Origin of the sequence: Burkholderia sp. SRS-25 (assembly GCF_004343765.1) — a bacterium.
GTDB lineage: Bacteria > Pseudomonadota > Gammaproteobacteria > Burkholderiales > Burkholderiaceae > Burkholderia > Burkholderia contaminans.
This window is the reverse complement of sequence record NZ_PTXM01000051.1, coordinates 1-1,928: the sequence shown is the minus strand read 5'-3', so window position 1 is coordinate 1,928 and position 1,928 is coordinate 1. Positions and strand designations below refer to the sequence as shown.

The window sequence follows — 1,928 nt, the reverse complement described above, 5'->3', positions numbered from 1 at the left end:
GGGTGGGCGCGGGCAGATGATCGTCGAGCCGCCGTTTGGCAAGAACGGGCACGGGATGTTTGCGGTCAAGGACGCGATACCGATTTGGTTGCCGCACTTTGAGGCGTTTGTCGGGCCGTTGGTGGCGGTGAAGCAGGTGAACTGATTCGAGGGTGGTCGAATCAGGCAGAAGGGAGGGGGCACGTGCCTGTTGTGATTACCTGCCGCTGGTCGAACGACGGAGCGCGCTTGCGAGTCGCGGCCGCTGGCATATCCGCATGGTCAACGTGACCTTTCCCAAGCGCATGAGGACATGAGCTCCCCGTGCGCCTGCGAACGGTACTTCAATGAGCGGCAGGGCTTGTGCCCTGTCTGAGAGGGCCTCGGTCAGAAAGATGAATCGAGACCCTCGTTCCCAGGTGCTTGCCGCGGCCGTTACCGACCCGATCTGAAGCGGGCATCCCCCGCGCCGGACCGAATGACCCAAGCTCATTCGTCGACGGCCGACTGCATCGCCACGTTCAAGAACATCGCCGAATGATTTCGAGGTCTTCAACACGATCGACGGAGTAGTGTCCGTCGCGGCTGTCAATGTGATACACATCGACCTTCATCGGCGTTCCAAAACGGACTGTTACCTCATAATTTTCCCCGGATTTGGGGGTGAAGCGAAAGGCGCTGTCGTATTGGTCTCGTCCCGGAAGGGCAACGCGCAGCGTCAGCAAGTGATCCGCTTGCATCCTGAGTTCGAAGTAACTTTGGTCGATATATTTATCGGCGATCGGCATTCCCAGCCTCGGCTGTTGTCGATGCGTCGAAAAGAGAATGATCGTGTGATCGTCTTTGAAACGAATACCCGCCACGCCAATGGGTTCGCCGCCCAGCGGATCGCTCGGCACGTAGCAACCCGGCAACGGAGGGGGTTGATAGAGGTAGAACGTACCTGCGCCGATTTCACGGAAGCGAACGTTTGCAGTCGGCACGCCTGGCGGTGGCATGTAGTTTGTCGTTACACACCCTGTCATCGACAAGGAGAATGCAAACATCGCCAATCGAGTCACGAGTTTCGCCGCCGATGCTTTAACTCTCATTGGTGCGCAACCTCGTGTTTTACCTCTACCGTGCCGCTATAAGCATTGGGGATCGCCCACCGTTTGCCGGTTTGTGCCGTGAGAATCATCCGATCGGATTCTGACGAAGCCGAGTAGAGGATGAAGAATCGTGCGCTAGAAGGGACGATGAAGTAGGTTTGTCTGTAGTGGCCCTTCACGAAGGTCGATCCGTCGGTGCTCTCGAATGACTCGACGTTGCTGACAACGCGCTTGTCGGCATCGAGGAACATGACATACGGCTTCAGCACCGTTGCCAGCGGCAACCACGAACTCGAAAACCATGTGCGGACGCGCAAAGTGGTTGCCGTGGACTGTTGATCCAGGGAGAAGGGAGCATAGACGCCAAGGCCGTCTGGAAATCGAGCCACCGGAGAAGTGCTCGCGTCGAAGTCAATCGTCTTTGCATCGTTCAGTGCAAGTGGCTGATAAGACATCTCTGCGTAGGTCTTCACACCTATCCGTGATTCAGCCAAAGGCGTAGCCACAAGTTGCCGGGTTGCACATCCACTAAGCGCCGCACAAATTAGCCCGATTCCAATCCAGAATTGCCGTTTCACGTCGTTCCCGAAACTCGATTTCCCAATAGATCCCTGATTACGGCAATCGGAGGCGATTCTTTAGTTCAAACGCGTGGATGAGCAATGTCCACCGCAAACAGGCCGGAACTCGGTGTCCGATGGCCGACGCAAAACGGACGTCTCACCTATCTCGGCGTACGTGTCGCCTTGGCCGGCAAGCGACCGCCATTGCGGCAATCCAGCCGCGGCTGGCACTCGGATCGCCCCAGCCGGGTATGTGGATTGCTCGCCGATACATCGGAAGAATAAAACCCACCCC

2 protein-coding genes are annotated in these 1,928 nt (G+C 57.2%); both read right to left on the bottom strand.

The window, feature by feature from the left end; all coding sequences use genetic code 11:
- Positions 1 to 500: 500 nt before the first annotated feature.
- Complete coding sequence (locus C5O79_RS37825) at positions 501 to 1,025, bottom strand: hypothetical protein (protein ID WP_163009090.1); 525 nt, start codon at positions 1,023 to 1,025, stop codon at positions 501 to 503.
- 41 nt (positions 1,026 to 1,066) lie between these two features.
- Positions 1,067 to 1,543: a hypothetical protein gene (locus tag C5O79_RS37820; protein ID WP_122478860.1), complete on the bottom strand. Its 477-nt coding sequence runs from the start codon at positions 1,541 to 1,543 to the stop codon at positions 1,067 to 1,069.
- Positions 1,544 to 1,928: the final 385 nt, after the last annotated feature.